Origin of the sequence: Mesorhizobium sp. M2A.F.Ca.ET.037.01.1.1 (genome assembly GCF_003998075.1) — a bacterium.
Lineage (GTDB): Bacteria > Pseudomonadota > Alphaproteobacteria > Rhizobiales > Rhizobiaceae > Mesorhizobium.
The window spans coordinates 1-4,859 of record NZ_RZSA01000488.1 but is presented as its reverse complement, the minus strand read 5'-3'; the positions used below and the strand labels follow the sequence as shown (position 1 = coordinate 4,859).

Below are 4,859 nucleotides of genomic sequence, written 5' to 3'. Positions count from 1 at the left end.
CCGTTGGAGCGGCGTAGGCGCAGGCAGGCATGGTCACGCAAATCCTCGATGCGCTCCGGCGCCGCGCGCCGGCGCAGATAGTCGGGACTGCCGACCACTACCATCGGGAAGGACGGCGTCAGCCGCACCGCGACCATGTCGGGCGCGATCAGATCGCCCATGCGAATGCCGGCATCGAATCCTTCGGCGGCGAGATCGGCCAACTCGCCGCTGGCGACGATCTCCAGCTCGATCTCTGGATAGGCCTGGCAGAAGGAGGCGATCATCGGCTCCAGCAACACCGGCACCACGGCCGGCGGCACCGAAAGGCGCAACAGCCCGGCCGGCCGCTCGCCCATCCCGCGCGCGATCTCGCTCGCGGCGATCAATTCCTCGAAGGCCGGCCGGGCGCGGGCGAAAAAGCGCTCGCCGGCTTCGGTGAGACCCACGCTACGCGTCGTGCGGATGAAGAGCGCGGCGCCGATGCGCGCCTCCAGCGTGCGTATCGCCTGGCTGATCGCTGACGGGGTGACGGCAAGCTCGGCCGCCGCCTTGCGGAAATTGCGGTGTTTCGCGACACTCAAGAAGGCCTCGACGCCGTCGAGGGCGCCATGCCTGACTGTGAAGTTCTGCTTCATGACCCATCGACATTATCGCGGATAGTGGTTCGCAGAAAGCGGTTGTATTTCTTCCATGAGCTTGGAAGCCTGAAGGGAATTGGCAATGACCGACGAACTCGATCGCGTGCGCGATCACTATCGCGCGACCGGCCTGACCGATCGATTGAAGACGGCGCTGGCGGTCTTTGGGCCTGAGGAAGAGCGGCTGAAGCCCGAGCAACTGGCGGCGCTAGACCAGTTCCACACCCGCGGGCTGGCCGCGACCGCCGAGCTCGCCGAACTTGCCGCCATCACCACCGGCATGTCGGTGCTCGACGTCGGATCGGGCGTCGGCGGGCCAGCTCGCTTCCTGGAGGCGACCTATGGCTGCAAGGTGACCGGCGTCGATCTCAGCGAGCCCTTCGTCGAAGCCGCGCGCTATCTGACCGCGCGGACCGGGCAGGACGGCAGCGTGTCGTTCGAGACCGGCAGTGCGTTGGCGCTGCCCTTCGAGGACGGCCGCTTCGACGCCGTGCTTCTGCAGCATGTGGCGATGAACATCGCCGATCGGCCGCTGCTCTACCGCGAGATCAAGCGCGTGCTGAAACCCGGCGGAAAATTCGCCACCTTCGACGTCGTGCTGAATGGCGGCGATCCTCTTTATCCGGTGCCGTGGGCGAAGACGCCGGGCGAAAGCTTCCTGCTGACCGCAGAAGCGACTTGCGAGGTGGTTGAAGCCGCCGGCTTCGGCACGCTGGTCCGCCGCGACGACACGGCCATAGCCAAGGCCTGGTTCGCCGAACTCCGCGCCTCCGGTCCGCCGTCGCTCAATCTCGGCGTCGTCATGGGGCAGGGTTTCGCCGAACTCACCACCAATCTCGGGCGCAATCTCATGGAAGGGCGGCTGGGCATTCTGACAGCAGTGTTCGAAGCCGTTCCCCCCAAGGCTTTATAGGAGGTGCGGATGTCACCGGCGATGATCCTGAACATCCAACTTGGGCTCGGCTACGTGCCATGGCTTCTTTGCTTCACCGCCTATATCTGGCCGAGGCTGAGATCGATGGAGCCGGTAGAAGCGCAGCGCGCGATCGCCACGCTGCACAGCTTTCGCTTCTTCGGGCTCGTCTTCCTGATCCCGGGCGTTGTCGGCCCCGACCTTGCTCCTGGCTTCGCAAGCTTCGCCGCCTATGGCGACTTCGCCACCGGCCTGCTCGCCATGCTGGCGTTGCTCGCGGCGAAGCGGCCCGCGATCTTCTGGCTGCTCGTCGTCGCCTTCAATGTCGTGGGCGTGATCGACCTTGTTGGCGATTACTATCATGGCGTCATGCTCGACCTTCCTGGCCATGCCGGCCAGTTGGGCGCGACCTACGCGATCCCGGTCATCTACGTGCCGCTGCTGATGATCACGCATGTCGCGGCCTTCTATCTGCTGGCGCGTTCGAGGCGCCATCAGCCGGCAACGGCCTAATACATGGGATTTGCCATATGCTTGGGCGCAGGCCATTCGCCCGTGATTTCGGGCTGCACCGGGCGCTCGAGATAGGTCGACAGCACGACGTAGCTGCGCGTCGAGGTGACGCCGGGCGTGTCGTAGAGACGGGCGAGCAGGCCTTCGAGCGCCCGCGTGTCCTCTGTGCGCACCTTGAGCAGCATGCAGGTGTCGCCGGCGACCGTGTGGATCTCCTCGACCTCCGGATATTTGGAGACCGCCATCAGCTCCGGCGTCTTGCCCCAGCCCCTTGTGTCGATATGCACGAAGGCGAGCAGCGGCTTCTTCACCGCCCTTGGATCGATGATCGCCGAGGTGGCGCGGATGGCGCCGCTGCGCTTCAGCCGCTTGACCCGCTCATGCGCCGCCGGCGGCGACAGGCCGACTCGCTCGCCCAGATCGGCGTAGCTGATGGTCGCGTCCTCGACGAGAACGCCTAATATCTTTCGGTCGATCGGGTCGATCTCGCGGGCCGGTTGCTTGTTCCGCTGAATGTCATCTGTTTCTGCGTCCATATGGAAATTCTCCTTTGATGCGGAATTTAATTCGGTCATTATGATGATATGTCGAACAGCAATCAATCAACTTTTATAACCTTGGCGCCGCGCGCGCCGATTCCGGCCGCCGCCTATCTGCTGACCGGCTGCATCGCCGTCATCGGTTCTAATTCGCTGGTTCTGGGACCGATCGCGCCTGCCGTCGCGGCGTCGTTCGGCGCCAGCGTGCCGGCGGTGATGACGGCTGCCGCCGCCTTCGGCCTCGGCACATCGGCCAGCGCGCTCTTCCTTGCCCGCTATATCGACCGCATCGGCGCGCGCCGCATGTTGCAGGGCGCGTTGCTGCTTCTGGCCATCGCGCTGGTCGCCAGCGCGTTGGCGCCGACGGTGACGACGTTGGTGGCGGCCCAGCTCGTCGCCGGCATTGCCGCCGGCATCGCCATGCCGGCGATCTACGCCAGTTCGGCCGCGATCGCGCCGCCCGGCCGCGAGAGCGGCACCATCGGTGTCGTGCTGACCGGCTGGACGCTCTCGATGGTCGCCGGCGTCTCGCTGTCCGCGGTGCTCGCCGATCTCATCCATTGGCGGGCCGTCTTCGCGGCGGTGGCGTTGCTGGCGGCAGCAGCTGTTGCCGGCCTGGCGATGAGCTCTCTGCACGACACTAGGAAAAGCGGTCCCGCGCCGTCGCCGCTCGGCGCGCTCGCTGTTCCCGGCATTCTGCCGCTGCTCATTGCCTGCGGCGCCTTCATGATCGCCTTCTATGGCGTCTATGGCTATCTTGGCGATCATCTCCATGAAGCCCTCGGCGAGCCGGTAAGCGCCAATGGCCTGGCGGCGGTCGCCTATGGCCTGGGCTTCGGCGCGGCCGCCTTGCTGGATGGCGTCATCGATCGGCTCGGGGCGCGCCGCGTCATGCCCTTCGCCTATCTGCTGGTCGCCGCCGTCTATGTCGCGATCGCGCTGGCCAGCACCGCCTTCGGCCCCTTGATCGCGACGATCGCCGTCTGGGGCTTGGCCAACCATCTCGGGCTGAACGTGCTGGTCATGCGCCTCACCGCGCTCGACCCGTCGCGGCGCGGCACCATCATGGGACTGAACAGCGCGGTCACCTATCTCGCGGTCACCGTCGGCACGGCAGGCTTCGGCCCGCTCTACACGAGCCTCGGCTTCGCCAACAGCGCCCTGGTCGCCGCTGGATTGATGCTGGTGGCGGCGGGCGCGGCGGCATGGCGGTCGTCCACCCGGCAATAGGCTTGCATCTGCGTTCACACCTTCGCTAAGGCTGGCTTGTGAACCGGAGTCGCAGCCGATGAAGACGACGCTCGAGATCACCGCCGAGCCCCTGCCGCGGGACCTTGCTTTCCTGGGCGAAAGTCTCACCGCTTTCAATGATGATGACGTCGGCCCCTCAGGCAGGAAGCCTCTCGTTGTCTTCGTGCGCGACGAGCATGACGCCGTCATTGCCGGCATATCCGGCTACACCGCCTGGGGCTGGCTTTACGTGCAGTGGCTGTGGGTCGACGAAAGGCTGCGCGGAAAAGGCGTTGCCGCCGGCATGCTCGACGCCGCCGAACAGGAAGCTGTCGCGCGCGGGTGCCATGGCGCCTGGATCGACACGTTCAATCCAATTGCCGAAAAGGTCTATCGGCGTGAGGGCTATCAGCCGTTCGGCGAATTGCCGGATTTCCCGATCGGCCGCCGGCGCGTCTTCCTGCAGAAGAAGCTGCCTTAGAGCAATTCCAGGGAATTGTGGAGCGGTTTTCCGTCCGGAATTGCGCAAAACAAACTAGTTCCTCAACACATTGGTTTTGAAACATTGCAGGCTTGTCGGTCAAGGCTATCAACGTCCGCTGGGGTAGTCGGCGCAAACGTTGGCGATGAGCTGGAGGCTTCTGAACCTCGTCATTCTAGGGCGGAGCAAGGAGCGCAGCGACGCGCGCAGACCCTAGAATCCATGCCGTTACCTGGACCGAAGTGTGCAACGGTGCAGAATTTCTGGACCGCCGCGGCGCTTCCAATTCACGGCATGGATCCTCGGGTCTGCGCGCGTCGCTTCGCTCCTTGCTCCGCCCGTGGATGACGACCGCGACAGGCGTCTCGGCCAATCGCCAAGGCGTGGGATCTACCAACGCACCCTAACCAACCGGTCAAAACTTCTGTGTTAAGGAACTACCCCGCGAGCTTTCCGCCGCGCAGCGGCTCTGGCGCGCCGGTGGTGCTCGGAAAGCTGATCGGAAGGCCGCGCAGCACGCGTACGGCGAGGAAAGCAAAACATTCCGCTTCCACCGCGTCGCC

Annotated in this window: 7 protein-coding genes; 4 read left to right on the top strand and 3 right to left on the bottom strand. The window is 65.0% G+C overall.

What is annotated here, in order from left to right:
• Positions 1 to 617, bottom strand: a 617-nt coding sequence (locus EOA27_RS22170) for a LysR family transcriptional regulator (protein ID WP_145970466.1), incomplete at its 3' end; no start/stop codon positions are given.
• An 85-nt stretch (positions 618 to 702) separates the two neighbouring features.
• Here EOA27_RS22170 and EOA27_RS22165 point away from each other — a divergent pair.
• Positions 703 to 1,533: a class I SAM-dependent methyltransferase gene (locus EOA27_RS22165; protein ID WP_126078720.1), complete on the top strand. Its 831-nt coding sequence runs from the start codon at positions 703 to 705 to the stop codon at positions 1,531 to 1,533.
• A gap of 9 nt (positions 1,534 to 1,542) precedes the next feature.
• Complete coding sequence (locus tag EOA27_RS22160; protein WP_126078719.1) at positions 1,543 to 2,046, top strand: hypothetical protein; 504 nt, start codon at positions 1,543 to 1,545, stop codon at positions 2,044 to 2,046.
• Here EOA27_RS22160 and EOA27_RS22155 read toward each other — a convergent pair.
• A complete protein-coding gene (locus EOA27_RS22155; RefSeq protein ID WP_126078718.1) occupies positions 2,043 to 2,582 on the bottom strand; it encodes an Lrp/AsnC family transcriptional regulator in 540 nt (179 codons plus the stop codon). The two genes, EOA27_RS22160 and EOA27_RS22155, sit on opposite strands and share 4 nt — an antisense overlap.
• A 48-nt stretch (positions 2,583 to 2,630) precedes the next feature.
• Here EOA27_RS22155 and EOA27_RS22150 point away from each other — a divergent pair, with 48 nt between their 5' ends.
• Together EOA27_RS22150 and EOA27_RS22145 are read left to right on the top strand one after the other, a co-directional pair.
• A complete protein-coding gene (locus EOA27_RS22150; RefSeq protein ID WP_126078717.1) occupies positions 2,631 to 3,815 on the top strand; it encodes an MFS transporter in 1,185 nt (394 codons plus the stop codon).
• 58 nt (positions 3,816 to 3,873) lie between these two features.
• Positions 3,874 to 4,296 (top strand): GNAT family N-acetyltransferase, encoded by a 423-nt coding sequence (locus EOA27_RS22145; protein ID WP_126078716.1) that lies wholly within the window; start codon positions 3,874 to 3,876, stop codon positions 4,294 to 4,296.
• 437 nt (positions 4,297 to 4,733) lie between these two features.
• On the opposite strand, the gene EOA27_RS22140 is transcribed toward EOA27_RS22145, so the two are convergent.
• Positions 4,734 to 4,859, bottom strand: a 126-nt coding sequence (locus tag EOA27_RS22140; protein ID WP_189562079.1) for an anhydro-N-acetylmuramic acid kinase, incomplete at its 5' end; no start/stop codon positions are given.